General features: G+C 66.7%; 13 protein-coding genes. 10 read left to right on the forward strand and 3 right to left on the reverse strand.

Annotated elements, in window-relative coordinates:
* Positions 1-155: 155 nt before the first annotated feature.
* Together D0Y85_RS05265 and D0Y85_RS05270 are read right to left on the reverse strand one after the other, a co-directional pair.
* A complete protein-coding gene (locus tag D0Y85_RS05265; RefSeq protein WP_117311851.1) occupies positions 156-2,915 on the reverse strand; it encodes a TonB-dependent receptor in 2,760 nt (919 codons plus the stop codon).
* Between the two features lie 254 nt (positions 2,916-3,169).
* Positions 3,170-5,224: a glycoside hydrolase family 97 protein gene (locus tag D0Y85_RS05270; protein WP_117309740.1), complete on the reverse strand. Its 2,055-nt coding sequence runs from the start codon at positions 5,222-5,224 to the stop codon at positions 3,170-3,172.
* Positions 5,225-5,460: 236 nt separating this feature from the next.
* Between D0Y85_RS05270 and D0Y85_RS05275 the strand changes: the two genes are divergently transcribed.
* The 8 genes from D0Y85_RS05275 (at position 5,461) to D0Y85_RS05310 (ending at position 16,066) form a co-directional block, all read left to right on the forward strand.
* A complete protein-coding gene (locus D0Y85_RS05275) occupies positions 5,461-7,653 on the forward strand; it encodes a Six-hairpin glycosidase-like protein (RefSeq protein ID WP_117309741.1) in 2,193 nt (730 codons plus the stop codon).
* The gene (locus tag D0Y85_RS05280; RefSeq protein ID WP_117309742.1) at positions 7,650-9,137 is read left to right on the forward strand and encodes an MFS transporter; all 1,488 of its coding nucleotides are present in this window, start codon (positions 7,650-7,652) and stop codon (positions 9,135-9,137) included. Before D0Y85_RS05275 ends, D0Y85_RS05280 begins: the two co-directional genes overlap by 4 nt.
* Positions 9,137-10,855: an alpha-amylase family glycosyl hydrolase gene (locus D0Y85_RS05285; RefSeq protein ID WP_117309743.1), complete on the forward strand. Its 1,719-nt coding sequence runs from the start codon at positions 9,137-9,139 to the stop codon at positions 10,853-10,855. The genes D0Y85_RS05280 and D0Y85_RS05285 overlap by 1 nt, the downstream gene beginning before the upstream one ends.
* 127 nt (positions 10,856-10,982) lie before the next feature.
* Complete coding sequence (locus D0Y85_RS05290) at positions 10,983-11,369, forward strand: SseB family protein (protein WP_117309744.1); 387 nt, start codon at positions 10,983-10,985, stop codon at positions 11,367-11,369.
* A gap of 120 nt (positions 11,370-11,489) precedes the next feature.
* Positions 11,490-11,954: a GNAT family N-acetyltransferase gene (locus D0Y85_RS05295; RefSeq protein ID WP_117309745.1), complete on the forward strand. Its 465-nt coding sequence runs from the start codon at positions 11,490-11,492 to the stop codon at positions 11,952-11,954.
* Positions 11,951-12,262 carry a hypothetical protein gene (locus tag D0Y85_RS05300; RefSeq protein WP_117309746.1) on the forward strand — a complete coding sequence of 104 codons (312 nt, stop codon included), beginning with the start codon at positions 11,951-11,953 and terminating at the stop codon, positions 12,260-12,262. Before D0Y85_RS05295 ends, D0Y85_RS05300 begins: the two co-directional genes overlap by 4 nt.
* A 263-nt stretch (positions 12,263-12,525) precedes the next feature.
* Positions 12,526-14,022: an ATPase domain-containing protein gene (locus D0Y85_RS05305; protein WP_093817589.1), complete on the forward strand. Its 1,497-nt coding sequence runs from the start codon at positions 12,526-12,528 to the stop codon at positions 14,020-14,022.
* Positions 14,012-16,066: a PAS domain-containing sensor histidine kinase gene (locus D0Y85_RS05310; protein ID WP_117309747.1), complete on the forward strand. Its 2,055-nt coding sequence runs from the start codon at positions 14,012-14,014 to the stop codon at positions 16,064-16,066. Before D0Y85_RS05305 ends, D0Y85_RS05310 begins: the two co-directional genes overlap by 11 nt.
* A gap of 94 nt (positions 16,067-16,160) precedes the next feature.
* On the opposite strand, the gene D0Y85_RS05315 is transcribed toward D0Y85_RS05310, so the two are convergent.
* The gene (locus D0Y85_RS05315; protein ID WP_117309748.1) at positions 16,161-17,192 is read right to left on the reverse strand and encodes a LacI family DNA-binding transcriptional regulator; all 1,032 of its coding nucleotides are present in this window, start codon (positions 17,190-17,192) and stop codon (positions 16,161-16,163) included.
* A 281-nt stretch (positions 17,193-17,473) separates the two neighbouring features.
* Between D0Y85_RS05315 and D0Y85_RS05320 the strand changes: the two genes are divergently transcribed.
* Together D0Y85_RS05320 and D0Y85_RS05325 are read left to right on the forward strand one after the other, a co-directional pair.
* A complete protein-coding gene (locus tag D0Y85_RS05320; protein ID WP_093817592.1) occupies positions 17,474-18,046 on the forward strand; it encodes a single-stranded DNA-binding protein in 573 nt (190 codons plus the stop codon).
* A gap of 77 nt (positions 18,047-18,123) precedes the next feature.
* On the forward strand, positions 18,124-18,996 hold the full coding sequence (locus D0Y85_RS05325) for a hypothetical protein (RefSeq protein ID WP_162887615.1): 873 nt from the start codon (positions 18,124-18,126) through the stop codon (positions 18,994-18,996).
* Positions 18,997-19,104: the final 108 nt, after the last annotated feature.

Raw genomic sequence — 19,104 nt, forward strand, 5'->3', positions numbered from 1 at the left:
GCGACCGGGTAGATCCACGCCATGCGTGGATAGGCCGTACCGATCACGCTTCACTGGCCAGGGCGTTGTGCGCACAAAAGAAAACCCGCTGCCTGCGCAGCGGGTTCCCGGTCCTGTTCCCTGTGTCCTGTCGCCGGGCATGGCCCGGCGCTACCTCAGAACTTGTAGTTCACGCCCAGCATGTAGGTGCGGCCCCACTCGATGTACTCCAGCGGGCGATCCTTGGTGCCGGCGTAGGTGCGGTACGGCTCGTTGGTCAGGTTGCTTCCCTGCAGCAGCAGGGTCAGCCCATGCAGGCTGCTGCTGTCGCTGAAGGTGTAGCTGATCTGCGCATCGGTCACGTTCTCGCCCACGACATAGCGCAGGGTGCGGTTGCCGTTGAAGTTGCCGATCTCGCCGATGAAGTCCGAACGGCGGCGCTGGCTCACGCGTGCTTCAAAGCCACTGCGCTCGTAGTAGGCAGTGAAGTTGTACACGCGCTTGGACAGGCCGGGCAGGCTGATCGGGTCGGTGCCCACGCTGGATGCGCTTTCCGGATCCAGGATCTGGATGTCGCTCTTGTTGAAGGTCGCGCTGGCCTGCACGCCGAAGCCACGCAGGCTGTCGGTCAGCATCTCCAGCGGGAACGACGCGGTCAGCTCCAGGCCCTTCAGGGTGCCGCCCTTGCCGTTCTGTGGGGTCGAGAACGTGCCGGTCGGCAGCACCGGCACCACCATGCCCGGCGGCGGTACATAGTCGCCCAGCAGGCCGGTGAAGTCGTAGTTGTCCACCGACTGGGTGTAGACGTAGCTTTTCAGGTCCTTGTAGAAGATCGCTGCGGCAACGTAGGCCTTCTCACCGAAGTACTTCTCGTAGGACAGGTCCAGCGCGGTGGCGCGCCACGGGTCCAGCAGCGGGTTGCCGCCACTGCCGCCGGGGCGACCGGTACCGGTATCCACGCCGAACTCCAGGCCCGCGCGCATCTGGTCCACGCGCGGGCGCGCGACCTGCTTGGCTGCGGCAAAACGCAGGGTCTGCTCATGCGGGAACATGAAGGCCAGGTTCAAGCTGGGCAGCCAGTCGTTGTACGTGCGGCCGTCCGAGTAGGGCTGGATGTTGTTGCCGGCCGCCTGCGAGCTGTCCCAGTAGCGCGAGTCCGAGCTCTGGTCGGTGTGCTGCATCTGCACGCCGATATTGCCGCGCACGCCCACCACACCGATGTCGGTGTTGATGTTCAGGCGCGCCCAGGCGGTGGTGATCTTTTCCTGCACCGTCCACGACTTGGGAATCAGGTAGTCCAGGTTGTCGACCGGGTTGAAGGTCATGTAGCGGCCGACCGCGCCCGGCACGTTCCAGGCCGGGATCGTGCCCAGGCCGGCGAAGCCGAGGTTGACCGGGCGGTACTGCAGATCCGATGCGATGTTGGCATCGCCCTGCGCGCCCAGCAGGATGTTGCCTTCGGACTGGGTCTTCACCTTGCGGCGGTCGGCATAGTTCACGCCGATATCCAGATCCGGTGCCCACGACGCCATTGCTTCGGGCAGGGCGATGGTCGCGGCCAGCTTGCCGCCCTTCAGGCGGTCTTCCACCTTCGGCACCTTGCCGTAACCAGAACCGTAGATGGTGTTGGTCAGGAACAGCGCGTCCGGGTTGGAGTAGTTCAGGCCCGGGCTGATCTGCGAGAAGCCATCCTGGCGGAACTGCACACCGACCGTATCCAGCTGCGGCATCGGGGTCAGCTGCAGGTTGTTTTCCAGGTTCAGTTCGTCACGGGTGGCCTTGGAATAGTTCAGGTCGGCGACCAGCTTGACGCTGCCGAAGGTGAACTCGTTGTTCCAGCCGAACGCATCGATCTTGTCCTTGCGCTTGTTGTACATGCCGCGCACCAGCGGGTACACGCCACTGGCGGTGCCACCGGTGAAGGTGCCATCGGCATTGACCTGCGGGTTGCTGATCAGCAGGCCCGGGGTGTAGCCACCGTTGTAGTTGCTGAGGTTGAGCTCGAACTGGTTGGCGGTGTCGATCTGCTCCGCTTCGGTATGGAACGCGTCGAAGGTGCTGGTCCAGCTGTTGTTCGGCCGGAACTGGATCGTGGCCATCACACCGTCGCGCTTGTTGTTGCCGGTGCGGCGCAGCGCCTTGATGCCGTCGGTGAAGTAGGTGCCAGCGGCAACGCCCGGGCGGTTGCCTGCGTCGGTGTGCTCAGTGGTCCATGGCTCGTACAGGCCGACCTGGTTTTCCTGGATCGGCATGTCGCTGTGCGCGTAGCCGATGGCGATGCCGAGGGTCTTGTCCAGGAACTGGTCGATGTAGCTGGCGCTGAAGCGGTTGCCGTACGGGTCGGTGTCGGCGGCGCGGCCCAGCGAGCTCTTCTGGTAGCGGCCGCTGACGGCGATGACGCGGTCGGGGAAGCTGAGCGGACGTGCGGTCTGCATGTCGATGGTGCCCGACAGGCCCTGGCCGACCAGCGCTGCATCGGGGGTCTTGTACACGGTCACGCCGTTGACCAGCTCGGACGGATACTGGTCGAACTCGACGCCGCGGTTGTCGCCGGTGCTGACCACTTCACGCCCGTTGAGCAGGGTGGTGGCGAAATCCGGCGACAGGCCGCGCACGCTGATCACCTGCGCACGACCGGCCACACGCTGTGCGGCAAGGCCAGGCAGGCGCGAGATCGATTCGGCGATGCTGACGTCGGGGAGCTTGCCGATGTCCTCGGCGGAGATGGCTTCGACCACCGAGGTGGCGTCCTGCTTGGTGGCGATGGCGCTCTCGATGCCGCGACGGATGCCGGTGACCTGCACGGTGTCCAGGTTGGTGGCGGCGGTGCCGGTTGGCGGGGTTGCCGTGCTCTGCGTGGACTGCGCTGCTGCCAGCGATGGCGTCAGTACGACGGCCAACGCGATGCTCAGCGCACTGCGCTTGTGGTTCAACATTTTCCCCTCCCAGGCAATGTTGTAGTGCGATTCGTGGTCGTCCCGATGGTGTCGAGGACGTGCGACGCGGTGGCCGCTGTCGTCGCCGCTATGGTAGGCAGCGCGTTCTTCGTGGGAATCACCCTGCATACGTATTCAATGGCGTTTGCAGGGTTGTAATCGATTCCAGATCATCATTCCGGTAGTGCCGGCCACTGGCCGGCATCGTTGCGACGTGGATGGTTGCCAGCCAGCGGTTGGCATTACCGGCGCATTCACAGCGGTGTGAAGCGGATGGCCTGTCCGCCGCCCGGCGCCAGCACCAGGGTGAGTGAATCGGTGCTGCTGACCACGCGGGTTTCGCGCTTGAAGGCAAAGGGATTGCTGCGGAAATCCGCGCCATCGCCATCGCGGTAGACCTCGGCGCGGTAGCGCACGCCCGGCTCCAGGAAACCCAGCGACACCGGCAGCACGCGGCCGTTCTCGTCGGTGATGCTGCCCAGGAACCAGTCGCGGCTGTTGCGGTCGCGGCGCACGATCGTCACGTAGTCGCCGACCTCGCCATCGAGCACGCGGCTCTGCTCCCAGTCCACCGCCACGTCCTCGATGAAGCGGAACGCTTGGCGGTGCTGCAGGTAGCGCTCGGGCAGGTCGGCAGCCATCTGGATAGGGCTGTACAGCACCACATACAGGGCCAGCTGGCGGGCCAGCGTGCTGGGAATGGCCTGGCCGTGGCGGCCCTTCAGGCTGAGGATGCCGGGCGTGTAATCCATCGGCCCGGCCAGCATGCGGGTGAACACCAGGTTGACCTCATGCTCGGGCGGGTTCGGTGGCTGGCCCCAGGCGTTGTATTCCATGCCACGTGCGCCCTCGCGGGAAATCCAGTTCGGGTAGGTGCGGCGCAGGCCGGTGTCCTTGATCGGCTCGTGCGGGTTCACCGACAGGTGCCGGCGGGCGGCTTCCTGCACCACCTTCAGGTGATGGCGGGCCATGAACTGCCCGTCGTGCCACTCGCGCCACAGCGGGCCGCCGGCCGGATTGCGGCGATCAACCTGGCCGTCGTCGCAGACGTAGCCGGTCTTGAACTGGTCCACGCCCAGCCGCGCATACAGATCCAGCGCAGCACCCAGCTGGTCTTCGTAGTGTTCGATCGCGCAGCCGGTTTCATGGTGGCCGATCAGGTGCACGCCCTTCTTCAGCCCGTACGCCGACAATGATTCGATGTCGAAATCCGGCGTGGCGCGGGTGAAGTCGAAGTCGTAACCGTTGCCGACCCAGTTGCCGTCCCAGCCTGGATTCCAGCCCTCCACCAGCACGCCACGGAAGCCGTGCGCGGCGGCGAAATCGATCACCTTCCGGGTCTTCGCGGTGGTGGCCGCATGCTTCGGGCCGGTCGCCCAGCTCTCTTCATCCAGGTGCATCGACCACCACACGCCCAGGTACTTGGCCGGTTTCACCCAGCTCACATCGCCCAGCGCATTGGGCTCGTTGAGGTTGAGGATCAGGTCGGACTCGACCAGGCCGCCGGCACGGTCGGCGATCTGCAGGGTACGCCATGGCGTGGCGAAGGGCAGGGCGCGGCGCACCTTCCAGCCTTCGGCCGAAGGCGAAAGCTGGGCGCGCAGGCGCTGGCCCTCGGTGCGGCGCAGCCACATGCCCGCGTAGTCGACCAGTGCCGCCTCATGGATGGCCACGTGCAGGCCGTCGTGGCTGCGCAGGGTCATCGGCGTGTGCGCCAGCGGCATTTCGCGCAGCGGGGTGCGCTGGTACAGGTATTCGTAATGGATCGGCTCGCCCGCGGGTATCCACCATGCAGTGGACTCCGGCGCGATGGCGAACTCGGTCAGCTCGTCATCGATGATCGCTTCGCGCAGGTTCGGTTGCTCGGGGAACACGTAGCGGAAGCCCAGGCCGTCGTCGTAGACGCGGAACACCAGGTCCAGCCGGCGCTTGCTGCCGGTGGTTTCGGCCAGGTGCACGGTCAGTTCGTTGAAGTGGTTGCGGGTGAGCCGGCGCTCGCCCCAGGGCTGTTCCCAGCTGTCGTCGACACTGCGCCGTTCCTGCGCCAGCAGGCTGAAGTCGCGGTCGAGGCGACCATCGCGCAGTTCAAAACCCAGCTTCGAATCGGCCACCACGGTCTGGCCGAGGCGCTCGACGCGGTAGCGCGCGGTACCGCCGTCCAGCACCAGGCTGACCTTCAGCACCTTGTCCGGTGATTCGACGCTGGCGATCTGCGGTGCCGCCGCCTGTGCCAGCGCGGCCCATCCCAGCAGGGCCAGGCCGAAAGCGTGCGCGAACACTACGCGTACCGTTGTGGGTGACATCGGCATTTCCCCTCCCAAGGCGCCGTTGACAGACCCGGACCATAAGCCAGGCCGACAGGCCTGCCGGTACTGCACGCCATGAATACGTATGCAGCTGGACGCAGCCGACAGCCCCGCGTCTACCATGGGGCCAGGGCACCTTGAGGGAGGTGCCGCGCCCGCACGCCGGCAACGGCAGTGCGGACCCACAACGGTGCAGAGAGGGAGGGAGGTCGACGGGCGCAAGCCGGTCTGCCGCTTCGATGCTGAAGATCATTTGCCTGACCGCTGCCCTGGGGGCAGCGCTGGGGACGACCGCGCACGCGGCCGACCTGACATTCGACGGCCGCCAGGCGCGCGCCGAATCCGCTGCCAAGGGCAGCTTCGTGCTGCATGCGCCGAAGGGTGAGGTGCGCATCGCCGCCGCGCCCATGCGCAGCCGGACCGGCAGCGTGATGTTCGATGCGCTGTTCGCGCTGGCCCAGCAGGAAATGGACCAGGACCGGGTGGATGCCATCCGCGATCCGGCCTTCGACGAAGGCCGTCCGGTACCGTGCGAGTGCTTCCAGACCGGCGCGCGCTGGCCATATGTGTGGACGCGTGACGTCAGCTTTGCAGCCGATCTGGCGCTGGCCAAGCTGGACCCGAAGCGCACCCGTCAGTCGCTGCAGTTCAAGTTGTCGGCGGCGCGCGACGGGCATACGCCCGGCCTGTTCGTGGCCCAGGACACCGGGTCCGGTGGCAGCTGGCCGATCAGCAGCGACCGCGTGGTGTGGTTCCTCGCTGCCCGACACCTGCTGGATGATCCTGCGTTTGCCGAGCAGGTCTGGCAGGCCCTGCAGGGCACATTGGCGCAGGACCGGGCGATGGTCTTCGACGCGCAGATGGGCCTGTATCGCGGCGAGACCTCGTTCCTTGACTGGCGCGAGCAGACCTATCCGGACTGGACGCGCGAGGACGTGCGCTTCATCGGTGATTCCTATGCGCTGTCCACCAACGTGCTGCATTACCAGGCGCTGCGCCTGGCGCAGCAGATGGCCGCGCAGCTGGGCGACGAGCGCAGCGAGCAGTACAGGGCCTGGGCCGATGCACTGGCGGTGCAGATCGACGCGCGCTTCTGGCGCGAAGACATGGGCCAGTACATGAGCTACATCGGCGAAGCGGCGCACCCGGTGCCGTACGCCAAGATCGATCTGCTCGGCCTGTCGCTGGGCATCCTCGCTGACGTGCTGCCTGCTGAGCGTGCGCGTCGGGCGCTGGCGGGCTATCCGATGGGGGCTGCCGGCAGCCCGGTGGTGTGGCCGCAGGAAGCGCAGCAGCCGATCTACCACAACCGTGCGATCTGGCCGTTCGTGAGCGCGTACTCGCTGCGCGCGGCGCGCAAGGTGGACGATGCGCCGCGCATTGCTGCCGAGATCCGCTCGCTGATGCAAGGGGCGGCGCTGGCCGGTTCCAACATGGAGAACTACGAACTGGTCAGCCAGGCCGTGCACGTGGACGAAGGTGCGTTGAGCGGGCCGGTGGTCAACTCCGAGCGCCAGCTGTGGTCGGTGGCCGGCTATCTGTCGATGGTCACCGAAGGCGTGTTCGGCGTGCAGGACGACGGTCGCGTGCAGCCCAAGCTGCCGGCCGAGCTGGTGCCGGAGCTGTTCGGAAAGCAGAAGCGGATCAGCCTGGAGGCGGGCGGCAAGCGCTATGTGCTGGAGCGCCCGAAGCAGGTGGATGGTGGCTTGCTGGTCGCAGGCAAAACCCGCACGCGCGGCGCCACGACCACCGTGCAGCTGGTCGCTGCACCGGCAGCCGTGAGACGTGATGTGCCGCGTGCCGATGCCAATGCACGAGCACCGGCCACGCCGCTGGCACCCCGGGCAAAGCGCAGTGGCAAGGGCTGGTCGGTCGCGGTGGCTGCCGGCCAGGTCCTCTGGCAGGACGGTGTCGCGGCCACGGCCAGCAAGGGCCAGGTGCGCGTCGGCGATGATGGCCTGCAGCACTGCCTGAGCCTGACCCGGCGCGAAGGTGCGCTGGAATCCCTGCACAGCCCGATGGTCTGCGTCGGCCCGCAGCAGGTGCTGCGGGGCAGCCGGCAATGGCAGTTCAATGCAGCCAGGGCGGGCCACGTGCGCCTGCGCCTGCAGTACAGCAACCCGAACGGCCCGATCAACACCGGTGTGACCGCGGCGGTGAAGCAGCTGGCCGTGCAGTGCAAGGGCCAGCCTCCGCAGCGGCACACGGTAACGCTGCCGCACAGCGTGGCGGCGCAGGACTCGACCGCGGCAACCTTCGCGGTACCCAAGGGCCGCTGCACGGTGACGCTGGAAGAGGGCTTCAACATGAGCGCGCTGCAGCACTTCGCGCACTACACCGGCGGCAAGGGCGGTCGTGATGGCGTGCTGAACCAGGCCCAGGTGCAGGCGCTGAAGATTGCGCCGGTGGCGGCAGCAGAGGATGCACGATGAGCCGTCCTGCAAAGCCGCAGTTGTCGTTCTGGCAGATCTGGAACATGTGCTTTGGCTTCCTTGGCATCCAGTTCGGCTTTGCCCTGCAGAACGCCAACGCCAGCCGCATCTTCGAAACGCTGGGTGCGGACATGGACGCGGTGCCCGGACTGTGGATCGCCGCGCCGCTGACCGGCCTGCTGGTGCAGCCGGTGATCGGCTACCTGTCCGACCGCACGTGGACACGCTGGGGACGGCGCCGCCCGTTCTTCATGATCGGCGCGGTGCTGACCACGCTGGCCCTGCTGGTGATGCCGAACTCGCCGACGCTGTGGATCGCGGCCGGCACGCTGTGGGTGCTGGACGCCTCGATCAATGTGTCGATGGAGCCGTTCCGCGCCTTTGTTGGTGACCAGCTGGCACCACGGCAGCGCCCGGCGGGGTATGCGATGCAGAGCTTCTTCATCGGCGTCGGCGCGATCGTTGCCAGCTTCCTGCCCTTCATCCTGGCCCACTTCGGTGTTGCCAACACGGCGGCGGCGGGCGAGGTGCCCGATACCGTGCGCTATGCGTTCTACTTCGGCGCGGTGGTGCTGCTGGCGGCGATCACCTGGACGGTGGTCAGCACCCGTGAGTATTCGCCCGACGAGCTGGCCAGCTTCGACGACGCCGAACCGCCGGCGCATCACGCCGGGGCCGCGGTGACCGGCCCTGCGCCGTGGGCGCAGGTTGCGTTGTGGCTTGGTCTCGGCGTGCTGCTGGCGGCACTGATCGCGTGGCGCCACGGCGACAGGATGCTGTACGTGCTGGCCGGCCTGTGCGCGGGTTACGGCGCACTGCTGGCGGCGGCGCGGGTACTGCCGGGCACGCACATGCTGGCCGCCATCGTCGGCGACCTGCGCGCGATGCCGATCACCATGCGCCGGCTGGCCTGGGTGCAGTTCTTTTCGTGGTTCGCCCTGTTCGCGATGTGGATCTTCACCACGCGCGCAGTGGCCGGCATGCATTTCGGCTCCACCGATGTCGAATCGGCGGCCTACAACGAAGGTGCCAACTGGGTGGGCGTGCTGTTCGGTGCCTACAACGGTTTCGCCGCACTGGCCGCGCTGCTGATCCCGCCGATGGTGCGGGCGATCGGCCTGCGCTGGAGCCACCTGGTCAACCTCTGGCTGGGTGGGGCAGGGCTGATCTCGATGATGTTCATCGAGGATCCGCAGTGGCTGCTGCTGCCGATGGTCGGCGTCGGCTTTGCCTGGGCCTCGATCCTGTCGCTGCCCTATGCGCTGCTGTCGGACAGCGTTCCGGCGGCGAAGATGGGTGTGTACATGGGCATCTTCAATTTCTTCATCGTGATCCCGCAGCTGGTCGCGGCCAGCGCGCTTGGTTTCGCCCTGCGCGCATGGCTGGGTGGCCAGCCGATGCATGTCCTGGTGCTGGGTGGCTGCAGTCTGTTGATTGCCGGTCTGTGCGTGTTGCGGGTTCCGTCCCGTCCGGAGGTGGTGTGATGCGTGGTGCCCTGTCTGTTGCTGTATCCCTTGTGCTGTTCGCTGGCCATGCCGTGGCTGCGCCACGTCCGTCCTACGTTGGTACCACCGAGCCGTTCGCCAGTGACGCGGTGTACTTCGTGGTCACCGACCGCTTCGTCAACGGCGATCGGTCCAACGACCATCGCGACCAGGGCGGCACGCATCGTACCTTCGATATTCCGGTGCCATGCCCGGACAAGGTGGACGGCAACATCGGCTATCTCGGTGGCGATTTCCGTGGTGTGCTCGACAACGCCGACTACATCCGCAACCTCGGTTTCGGCGCGGTGTGGATCACCCCCATCGTCGACAACCCGGATGAAGCCTTCACCGGCAGCAAGCCGATCAGCTGTACCAGCACCCTGACCGACCGTGGCAAGACCGGCTACCACGGCTACTGGGGCATCAACTTCTACGCGCTGGACGAGCACCTGCCGAGCAGGGACCTGGATTTTGCCGGGTTGACCAAGGGCCTGCACGGCGCCGGCCTGAAGGTGGTGCTGGACATCGTCGGCAACCATGGTTCGCCGGCCTGGACCATGCCCAAGCGGCAGCCGCAGTTCGGCCAGATCTTCGACAAGGACGGCAGGCTGATTGCCGACCACCAGAACCTGCCGCCACAGAAGCTGGACCCGAAGCACAATCCGCTGCACGCGTTCTACAACAACATCGGCCCGGTCGACAGCAAGGACGGCTCGATCTTCGATGGCAACCTGGCCGAGCTGAGCGACTTCAACCAGGACAACCCGGCAGTGATGGACTACCTGGTGGGGGCGTACCTGCAGTGGACCGCGCAGGGTGTGGATGCGCTGCGCATCGACACCATCGGCTGGCTGCCGCATCCGTGGTGGCACGAGTTCGTCAACCGCATCCGCGCGCAGCACCCGGGCATGTTCATGTTCGGCGAAGCGTTCGACTACAACGCCGCCAGCATCGCCGAACACACCTGGCCGGCCAACGCCAATGTCAGCGTGCTCGACTTCCCGCTGCGCGGCGCGCTGGAGCAGGCCTTCGGCAGCGCCGGCAAGGGCTTTGAAACGCTGGCCGAGCCGCTGCACCTGACCGCTGGCCCGTACGCCAACCCGTATGAGCTGATGAGCTTCTACGACAACCACGACATGCCACGCCTGCAGGCCAGCGACAGCGGCTTCATCGACGCGCACAACTGGCTGTTCACCGCACGCGGCATTCCGGTGGTCTATTACGGATCGGAAACCGGCTTCATGCGCGGCCGTGCGGAGCACGCCGGCAACCGTGCCTACTTCGGCCAGCCGCGGGTGGATGCAGCCCCGCAGAGCCCGATCTTCGCCCCGCTGCAGCGCATCGCCAAGCTGCGCGGGAGCACGCCGGCGTTGCAGCGCGGCCTGCAGGTGAACGAACGTCTGCAGGGCGATGAAGCGGTGTTCTTCCGTGTGCTGCAGCATGGCGACGTGGCGCAGACCGCGCTGGTGCTGCTGAACAAGGGCGATGCCGCAAAGACCTTCAGCGTCGACCGCTACCTGCAGCCCGGCCTCTGGCGCGACGCGCTGGACGGTGGCCAGGTGGCGGTGAAGAGCAGTCTGAAGGCGGAGGTGCCGGCGCACGGGGTGAAGGTGTTTGTGCTGGATGCGGACGTGCAGCAGCCGGCCCTGCAGGCCGAACTGGACAAGGCCATGGCCGATCAGCAGGCGCGCGACCAGCGACTTCGGAAACGGTAGTGCCGGCCGCTGGCCGGCAGCCTCTTCGTCGTTGGACCCAATGCAGTTTGCCGGCCAGCGGCCGGCACTACCCGGTGTGGCGGCATCCGGCACAATAGGCACCCCCTGACGCCGCGCCTGTACCGCCATGACCGACCTTGCCCCGCAGACCCCGATCGAAACCCTGCTCAAGGCCGCGATGGACGGAACGGTGCCGATCCGGGCGTTCATGGAGGCCTTCGTCGCTTCCCAGGTGGTGCTGCTGACCGGCAGCCTGGTCACACCCGATGGGAGTGGCTTCGACCCGCTGCTGTTCGACAAGCAGGGCACCCTGCACGTGGCCGTATTCACCGATCCGGCACGGGTGGGCATCTACAGCCAGCAGGCCGAGCATCAGGTCCGCTGGCTGATGCTGGACGTGCTGCGTCGCGTGCCGGGCGGCTACGGCGTGGTGATCAATCCGGGCACTACGCTGGGCTTCGAGATCTCGCCCAACGGCGTCGGCGAGATCCTGAAGGACTTCGCGCAGGGCTGATTGCAATGCCCGCCCGCTGTAGCCCGAGCCCATGCGCGGTGTCGGCGGGTCAACAATTTGCAGTGGCTGCAGACGTGAAGCATGCTTGCCTGAAGGACGAACAGGACAGCGAGGTTGCCCATGGAGTTCAGGATGCTGGCGCCAGCGGCGCCGGAGTGCGAGCAGCTGGCGCAGTGGTATCACGCGCAGTGGGGAAAGGATGCAGGCTTCACTCTGGAAGATGAGCGTCTGCGTCTGTGCAGGCCCAAGGACGCGCAGGGATTCCCGCATGTACTGGCGGCAATCGACGATGGGCAGGTGGTCGGCGCCGTGCAGCTCAAGCGCGGTGAGATGCCCGGTTTTCCCGAGTATGAGCATTGGCTGGGAAGTGTGTATGTGGCCGACAGCCAACGCGGGCGAGGGTTGGCCAGCACGCTTGTCGAGCGCGCAGTGAAGCACGCCCGGTCGATGGGCATATCGCAGCTCTACCTGCAGACCGAGTCGCTGGACGGTGGTCTGTATGCGCGATTGGGGTGGAAGCCCGTTGTCGAGTCCGACACGCGTGGCTTCCCGGTGCTGGTGATGGTCCGCGGGTTGAGCGCATGAGCACCGCCTCGGCCCGGCATTCCCGTCTTGCCCTGGTCCTGTTGATCGGTGCCATTGTGGCTGCGCTCATTGCCACGCCGCTGCTGCGCGCAGCCGGTTTCGTGCAGTGGCCGGTATTTGTCATCGCCTGGCTGATCAACCTGGGGGCGGCCTGGCACCTGGGCGCTTGGGCAAGGCTGCAGGGGCGGTCGCCGTGGCCGTTCGGTCTGCCGGCTGCGTTGGGTACGGTCGCCTCGATCGTGGTCTATGTGCTGTTGGCGCTGCTGGGGCCGAAGACAGGCGCGATAGTCCCCCGATCGCAAGAGTGAGCTGGCAGCGCTGCGGCCGGTGACGTCCACTTGGCGCAGCTGGCGATCCCATCCACGCATGGCGCGGATCTGCTTTCCGATCACTCCACCCCACGCGTGGGCGCTGCAGGAAGACGGAGCCCTTGGTAGCCGGCCCACTTCATCGTCATCTCCCGCCGGTTGTGCTCGTGAAAGCTTCCTGAATGCGTTAACAGCGGTGCGCTGGATCACACAACCCGTCGACAGGGGCGCCGATAGGCTTTCCCCCTCAAACGTCGACGTCGATGCAGGCACGCATGCGGATCACAACCGGAATTGAAGGACTGGACAGCATCATTGGTGGCGGGCTGCCGCAGGCGCGGCTGTACCTGCTTGAGGGGCCGCCGGGCTCCGGCAAGACCACGCTGTCCCTGCAGTTCCTGCTGGAAGGCCTGCGGCGCGGCGAGCGCTGCCTCTACATCACCCTGTCCGAGACCGCCGAGGAGCTGCGCGAAGTCGCGTTGGCGCACGGCTGGTCGCTGGACGGTCTGCACCTGTTCGAGCTGGGTTCGGCCGAAGGGGCAATGGGCAATGGCCGCCTGCAGTCGGTGCTGCATTCGTGGGAAATGGAGCTGGACGAGACGGTCAACCTGATCATGTCCAAGGTGGACAGCATCGGGCCGACCCGGGTGGTGTTCGATTCATTGTCGGAACTGCGCCTGCTGGCGCAGGATTCGCTGCGCTATCGTCGGCAGATCCTCGCACTGAAGCAGTTCTTCGCGCCCAAGAGTGCGACGGTTTTCCTGGTGGACGACCTGACGTCCAGCGGCGATGAGCGCGACGGCCAGCTGCACAGCCTGTGCCACGGCGTGGTCTCGCTGGAGCGCCTGACCCTGGACTTCGGCCCTGCGCGGCGCCGCATGCAGGTGCAGAAGCTGCGGGGCGTCGATTTCGTTGCCGGCTACCACGACATGGTGATCCGTCGCGGTGGCGTGCAGATCTTCCCCCGCCTGATCGCCTCGGAGCATCACGGACGGTTCGTCGGAACGCCCATCAGCAGCGGCGTGGCCGAGATCGACCGGCTGCTGGGCGGCGGTCCGCTGCGCGGTACCTCCACCCTGTTGACCGGCCCGGCCGGCAGCGGCAAGACCAACGTGGCGCTGCAGTACGTGTGGGCCGCCTGCGAGCGAGGCGAGCGCAGCTGCATCTTCGAGTTCGACGAGCGCGTGGGCACGCTGCTGGCACGCGCTTCGGCGCTGGATATCGACCTGGAAAAGCACCTGCGCTCCGGCCTGCTGGAGATCCTGCAGATCGACCCGGCTGAAGTGTCGCCCGGGGAGTTCTCCTGGAACCTGCGCAAGTCCGTGGAAGAGCGCGACTGCCGCGTGCTGGTGATCGACAGCCTCAACGGCTACGTGACCGCCATGCCGCAGGAAAAGCAGCTGATGCTGCAGCTGCACGAGATGCTGTCCTACCTCAACCAGAAGGGTGTGGCGACCTTCATGATCAACCCGCAGCATGGGCTGGTCGGCACCATGTCCACCGGCAGCCTCAACGTGTCCTACATCGCCGATGCGGTGGTGCTGTTCCGCTTCTTCGAAGCCAAGGGGCGCATCCGCAAGGCGATCTCGGTGATCAAGAACCGCGGCGGTGCGCATGAAGACACCATCCGCGAACTGAAGATCGACGGGCGCGGCATCACGGTCAGTGCCGCATTGGCCGATTTCCAGGGCATCCTCACCGGCACGCCGGAGTTCGTCGGCGACAGCGCAGCGCTGCTGGGCCAGTCCGATGTCCGATAGCGATGAGGGCGGCACCGTTGTCCGTATCGTCGCTCCCTTCGGCCGTGATGCCGACAGCATCGCGGCGGTGCTGGCCGGCGCAGGGTTGAGGACAGGCATCGCGCCAAGCCTGGAAGTGCTGGCTGAGCAACTCGATGACTGCACCGGGCTGGTTGTGGTCACCCAGGAAGCGGTGGCACGCGGCAGCGAGGTACTGCTGCAGGCGCTGCAGCAGCAGCCCACCTGGTCGGACATTCCGTTCATCCTGCTGCGCTCGGCGCGTTCCTACCGGCGTTCCACCCGTGAACCGTTGTTGCCCGGCTCGATCAACGTGGTGGAAATGGACCGGCCATTGGGCAGCATGTCGTTGCTCAGCGCGGTGCAGGGCGCGCTGCGCGCGCGCGGCAAGCAGTTCGTGGTGCGCGACCAGGTCACCGCCTTGGCCGATGGCCGTGCGGCGCTGGCGCGCAGCGAGTCCGAGCTGCGATTGATCGCCGATGCGATGCCGGTGCTGATCGCATTCGTGGACCGCGCGCTGTGCTTCCGCTTCGCCAACAAGGCCTACGAAAGCTGGTTCGAACTGGCCACCGGCGAGGTCATCGGCAGGCACGTGCGCGAGGTCATCGGCGAGACCGTGTGGCAGCAGCGTCGCCCGGCGATGGAAGCCGCGTTGGCCGGTCGCGAGGCGATGTTCGAGATCGTCTGGCCACATCGCGTGTATGGGCGCCGGGACTGCGAAGTGCGTTACTCGCCGCGCCGCAATGGCGAGGGGCGCATCGACGGCTTCCACGTGTTCGTCACCGATATCACCGCAGCCAAGCTGGCCCTTGCCAGCAGCCAACAGCACGCGCACGCGCTGGAGGCGATGGTGGCCGAGCGCACCCGTGAACTGGAAGCGCAGATGGCGGCGCGCGAGGCCAGCGACGCTGCATTGCGGCAGTCGCAGAAGATGGAGGCGATCGGCCAGCTGACCGGCGGCATCGCCCACGATTTCAACAACATGCTGACCGGCATCCTGTCCGCGTTGGACATCGTCCGGCTGCGCCTGGACATGGGCCGGGTCGACGACCTCGAACGTTTTCTCGACACCGCTACCGCCTCGGCCCAGCGTGCGGCGGCACTGACCCAGCGCCTGCTGGCGTTCTCACGACGGCAGTCGCTGGATGCGCGGCCGGTCGAGCTCAATACGCTGCTGGTGTCGGTGCAGCACCTGCTGCACAGCACCCTGGGCGAAGCGGTGCGCATCCGCGCCGAGCCCTCGCCGCTGCCCTTGCACGCCACGCTGGATGCCAACCAGTTCGAGAGCGCGCTGCTGAACCTGGCCATCAACGCGCGGGATGCGATGCCGGACGGCGGCGATCTGACTCTGCGTGCCTCGTCGGTAAGCGTAAGGGAAGGCCAGTACACGGCCGTGCCTGCCGGCGACTACGCACTGGTGGAGGTGGCCGACACCGGTGCCGGCATGGCGCCGGAAGTGGTCGAGCGTGCGTTCGAGCCCTTCTTCACCACCAAGCCCATCGGCAAGGGAACGGGGCTGGGCATGTCGATGGTGTATGGCTTCATGCAGCAATCCGGTGGCCACATCGCCATCCAGTCCAATGTCGGCGAAGGGACGACGGTGCTGCTGTTCATTCCCCTGTCGGAGGCCGTTGTGGAGGACGTGCCCGCGCCTTCGCAGCCGATCCGGCGCGGCGCCGGCCAGTCCATCCTGGTGGTGGAGGATGACGAGCAGGTACGGATGCTGGTGACGGTGGTGCTGGAAGACCTGGGGTATCACGCGCAGGTGGTGGGTGATGCCGATGCGGCGATTCCCATCCTCACTTCGGCGCAGAGCATCGATCTGCTGGTCACCGATGTCGGGCTGCCCGGACTCAACGGGCGCCAGCTGGCGGAGATCGCGCGGCAATCGCGGCCGAAGCTGCCCATCCTGTTCATGACCGGCTATGCGGAAAAGGCGCAGGAGCGCGCGGCCTTCCTCGACGAAGGCATGGCGATGATCGCCAAGCCCTTCCTGCTGGATGAATTCAGCATGGCGGTACGCACGGCCATGCCGGGCGGCGCGTAGCGATGCAGGTCCTGTAGAGCCGGGCCATGCCCGGCTGTCGTCGGCCTTGCGTCCCACGCATGCATGCTGAGCATGGCTTGGCGCTACCGAAGGGCTACGTGCGCAGCGACGACTCGCGCACCACCAGCTTCACCGGAATGCTCTGGCCTTCCACCGGCTGCCGGCCGATCAGCGCCAGCAGCTTCTCTACCAGCAGCTGGCCGGCCTGCTTGGTGTCCTGCTGCACGGTGGTCAGCGGCGGCGACACCGAGGCCGCCAGCGGGATGTCATCGAAGCCTGTCACCGCCACGTCCTGCGGCACCCGCAGGCCCTGCTCGCGCAGTGCGCGCACCGCACCGATGGCGATCAGGTCGCTGGCCGCGCAGATTGCATCAATGGAGCGGTCCTGGGCCAGCAGTGACAGGCACGCCTCATGCCCGGACGCCTCGGTGGTGATCGCATCGTGCTGCAGCGCCGGGTCGGCGGTCAGGCCATGCGCACGCAGCGCCTCGACGTGGCCGCGATAGCGCTCCTGGAATTCCGGGTAATGGCTGGAGGCATGGCCGAGGAAGGCGATACGGCGGCAGCCCTGTTCCAGCAGGTGGGCGGTGATGTCATGCCCGCCCTGGAAGTTGTCGCTGCCGATCGACACCCCCGGCTGGCCGGGCAGGGCCGCGCCCCAGCGCACGAAGTGGGTGCCTTGTTCCACCAGCCGCTGCAGGCGGTCGCGCGACTGGTGGTAGTCGCCATAGCCAAGCAGGATGATGCCATCGGCCTTGTTGCTGTCTTCGTAATCGGCCTGCCAGTCGGTGGACAGCTGCTGGAAGGACACCAGCAGGTCCTGCCCATGCAGCGCGCAGGCGCGGGTGATCGACCCCAGCATCGAGTGGAAGAACGGGTTGATCAGCGAGTCGTCGTTGGTCGGGTCCTCGAAGAACAGCAGGGCCAGCGTGCCGGCATTGCGCAGGCGCAGGCTGGAGGCGTTCTTGTCGACCTTGTAGTTCAGCTCGCGGGCGATGCGCAGGATGCGCTCGCGGGTCTCGGCGTTGACCATCGGGCTGCCGCGCAGGGCCCGCGACACCGTGGGCTGGGAGACCCCGGCCAGGTGGGCGATGTCCAGGGAGGTGGCTTTGCCTTTGATGGTCATGGGGGCCGACAGGGAAATGATCGGGGAATGATGCCATGGGGCGCCGACGGGCTGGCGCCGCGCGCCGGGGCAGGGCGCGCGCAGTGCCGTGCCCGGGGGCCGCAAGCCGGATTCCGGCCACGGCCGGGGCTTTCCTGACCCAGGTGTCGGCCGAGGGGATGATAAGATGACCCGTTCTCGCATTCCCCCAAATTTCCCGGGGGCGACCCCAGCGCTCTGCACCCCGCCCGGGGACGTGCTATCACTGGCGGCCTGCCCCTGGACAACGGACGAAGGTACCTATGGCGCGCGGCATCAACAAAGTCATCCTGGTCGGCAACCTCGGCAACGACCCGGACGTGAAGTACACCCAGAGCGGCATGGCGATCACCCGCATCAGCCTGGCTACCACCAGCGTCCGCAAGGACAAGGATGGCAACCAGCAGGAACGTACCGAATGGCACCGCGTCGTGTTCTTCGGCAAGCTCGGCGAGATCGCCGGCGAGTACCTGCGCAAGGGCAGCTCGGTGTACGTCGAAGGCAGCCTGCGTTACGACAAGTACACCGGCCAGGACGGCGTGGAGAAGTACTCCACCGACATCGTCGCCGATGAAATGCAGATGCTCGGCGGCCGCGGTGAAGGCGGCGGCGGTGGCGGCGGCAACTTCGCTGGCGGCGAGCGCCCGCAGCGCCAGCAGGCCCCGCGCCAGGAATACGGCGGCGGCGGTGGTGGCAACCCGCGTGGCGGCCAGGGCGGTGGTTACAACCAGGGCGGCAACCAGGGCGGCGGCTACGGCCAGCAGCGTCCGCAGCAGCAGCCTCAGCAGTCGGCCCCGCCGATGGATGACTTCGCTGACGACGATATTCCGTTCTGATTCCCGCCAGGCTCCGGCCTGCAGAACCCCGGCAAGGCCCAGCGCCTGCCGGGGTTTTTGTTGTAGCGTGGGTGCACATGACGCGCTTCCGCATAGCCACCGTCGCCCTGCTGCTGATTCTCGGCGGCTGCGGCGACGCCGGTAACCGCGATTCCCGGCGCCAATCAGCTACGACCGCGCCACCTGGCCTGCCTGCGATGGCGTCGCGTACACCGCACTTCCTCATCCACAGTGCCGCAAACCCGCAACAGACCGCTGCGGTCGGCATGGCCGTGGAAGCGCTGCATCGGTCGTATGCGATGACCGTGGGGCAGCGGGGCACCGCCGGGCCTTTCCAGTTGGTGCTGTACCGCGACCAGGCCGACTTCAAGGCACACAACCGCAGCAGCCCATGGGCCGAGGCGTACTACCGCCGACCTTACGCCTTTGCCTACCCCGGCGAGGGCGGCGCTCCCCATCAGTGGATGCTGCATGAAGTGACCCATCAGCTGCTGGCCGAGGCCAGTGGCCTGTCCCCGCGACGCTGGATGAACGAAGGCATGGCCTGCTACTTCGGCGCCAGCAGGCTTTCAGGCGGAAAGCTGCACGTGGGCACGCCGGATCCGGCCGGCTACCCGGTCTGGTGGCTGAGCGAACTACGCTTCGATAGCACCGGGCTCCCCACCCTCGAGGATGTGCCGCTGCCCACCCTGCGGCAACTGGTGGAAGACAGCGGGCCGCCCGTCGCAGCGCACGTGAACGGCTACTACCTGGCATGGTGGAGCCTGGTCCACTTCCTGATGGAAGGCGACGGCCAAGCCCATCGTCGGCAAGCTCTGCTGCTTCTGCACCGAGGCGGAAATCCAGCGGCCTTCCAGCAGCTGTTCGGCAGCTACGCGGAATTCGAACCGCGCTGGCATCAACACCTGCGCGCCTTGGCCCGGTCCCAGGGCGAGCGGGAAATGCACTGAGCTTCACGCGCCTTCGCTTCCCCGCAGCGCTGCACACCTTGGCCGCTCAGCTGCGATGCCGGAATCGGGCTTGCCGTGGTGCCCTGCAGCATCGGCTTTCGTGCACTG

The sequence above is a fragment of the Stenotrophomonas sp. G4 genome (genome assembly GCF_003428825.1).
Taxonomy (GTDB): domain Bacteria; phylum Pseudomonadota; class Gammaproteobacteria; order Xanthomonadales; family Xanthomonadaceae; genus Stenotrophomonas; species Stenotrophomonas indicatrix.

Coding starts and splice junctions, on each gene's coding strand:
- D0Y85_RS05265 (WP_117311851.1), bottom strand. CDS start 2,915: ATGTTGAACCACAAGCGCAGTGCGCTGAGCATCGCGTTGGCCGTCGTA.
- D0Y85_RS05270 (WP_117309740.1), bottom strand. CDS start 5,224: ATGCCGATGTCACCCACAACGGTACGCGTAGTGTTCGCGCACGCTTTC.
- D0Y85_RS05275 (WP_117309741.1), top strand. CDS start 5,461: ATGCTGAAGATCATTTGCCTGACCGCTGCCCTGGGGGCAGCGCTGGGG.
- D0Y85_RS05280 (WP_117309742.1), top strand. CDS start 7,650: ATGAGCCGTCCTGCAAAGCCGCAGTTGTCGTTCTGGCAGATCTGGAAC.
- D0Y85_RS05285 (WP_117309743.1), top strand. CDS start 9,137: ATGCGTGGTGCCCTGTCTGTTGCTGTATCCCTTGTGCTGTTCGCTGGC.
- D0Y85_RS05290 (WP_117309744.1), top strand. CDS start 10,983: ATGACCGACCTTGCCCCGCAGACCCCGATCGAAACCCTGCTCAAGGCC.
- D0Y85_RS05295 (WP_117309745.1), top strand. CDS start 11,490: ATGGAGTTCAGGATGCTGGCGCCAGCGGCGCCGGAGTGCGAGCAGCTG.
- D0Y85_RS05300 (WP_117309746.1), top strand. CDS start 11,951: ATGAGCACCGCCTCGGCCCGGCATTCCCGTCTTGCCCTGGTCCTGTTG.
- D0Y85_RS05305 (WP_093817589.1), top strand. CDS start 12,526: ATGCAGGCACGCATGCGGATCACAACCGGAATTGAAGGACTGGACAGC.
- D0Y85_RS05310 (WP_117309747.1), top strand. CDS start 14,012: ATGTCCGATAGCGATGAGGGCGGCACCGTTGTCCGTATCGTCGCTCCC.
- D0Y85_RS05315 (WP_117309748.1), bottom strand. CDS start 17,192: ATGACCATCAAAGGCAAAGCCACCTCCCTGGACATCGCCCACCTGGCC.
- D0Y85_RS05320 (WP_093817592.1), top strand. CDS start 17,474: ATGGCGCGCGGCATCAACAAAGTCATCCTGGTCGGCAACCTCGGCAAC.
- D0Y85_RS05325 (WP_162887615.1), top strand. CDS start 18,124: ATGACGCGCTTCCGCATAGCCACCGTCGCCCTGCTGCTGATTCTCGGC.